Genomic DNA, 1066 nt, shown 5'->3' on the forward strand with positions numbered 1-1066 from the left:
CGGCGGTAACAAATGCCCCTTCGCCAACCGCACGGCACAGGTGGTAAATTGCAGTGTCAGGTCAGTAAATCCGCCACTGCCTGACCACTCCCCCTCTGGGGCGGCGGGTACCTGCTGAACGCTGCCCAGCAATTGTTTAATGGGTGCGAGATAAAAACGCTGATATAACCCTTCAGGAAGCGTACTGTTTTGCCATAATTGTTGCAGGCACTGACGACGCAAGGGAGTGGACTGCAGTTCATCCGCCGATTGTGGGCGAAAATAACCCCGGTTATCACGCATGACTTCCGGTGGTTGTCCGGATGATTTTTTCTGCGGCCCAGGCTGGCGGGTGAAATGGGATTTAAAACGCGCAAACATGATTTTTCCTCTTTCGGCTCAAATTGGGTTCAGTGTCGGTGAATCCCAGTCTGAAACAAGGAGAAACTCTTTTTGCGGAAATGAAAATTAATCTGACTCGATTCATCCATTGATATGCTTACTGAATCAGCTTAATTTTCATCATAAATTCAAGAAATTAACGCCATTTAAACACGGAAAAGCGCCCCGAAAGGCGCCAACGTGAAAAGGAATTCAGGCTGCTTGTGGCTGTTGATATGCCTGCAACCGCTGAGACCAGTTACCCAGATAATGTGCGGGTGTATAGCGGGTTCGCTTACTGCCGTTATCATGCAAGGCATCCCCGATGGTCACTGCGGCCGGAATGCCGGTCAGGGCAAGCTGGATGTAGGCCATCACCGCGGCCAGCGGATCAATATCAATCGCTGATACCCACAAACTGCATAACGGATCATACCCCTGCTCTCTCAAGACGTCGGCGGCGGCCAGTGTCATACAGCCCGCCCCACAAGCCGGCTCGTACAGGGTCACAAAGGGTTTCTCCTGCAAGCGTGCAGAGACATCCTGCAACTGTATCTCCGCCATCATTCTGGCCATGCACCAGGGGGTAAAAAACTGGTTAAGTGCTTTATCACCCAAATTAAGCTGCATAAACACACTGCCCAGAAAATCACCGGGTTCCTGCGCCAGCCCCAGCACGGTATAGGAAAAGAGTTCTACAATTCGG

Annotated in this window: 2 protein-coding genes; both read right to left on the reverse strand. The window is 51.4% G+C overall.

Annotated features, from left to right (window positions below; translation table 11 throughout):
- Window positions 1–360, reverse strand: a 360-nt coding sequence (locus tag Xenpb_RS19305; protein ID WP_187655733.1) for a TraI domain-containing protein, incomplete at its 3' end; no start/stop codon positions are given.
- Between the two features lie 213 nt (window positions 361–573).
- Window positions 574–1066: N-6 DNA methylase (locus tag Xenpb_RS19310; RefSeq protein ID WP_187655734.1), on the reverse strand; the 493-nt coding region annotated here is incomplete at its 5' end.

The sequence above is a fragment of the Xenorhabdus sp. PB62.4 genome (assembly GCF_014467285.1).
GTDB lineage: Bacteria > Pseudomonadota > Gammaproteobacteria > Enterobacterales > Enterobacteriaceae > Xenorhabdus.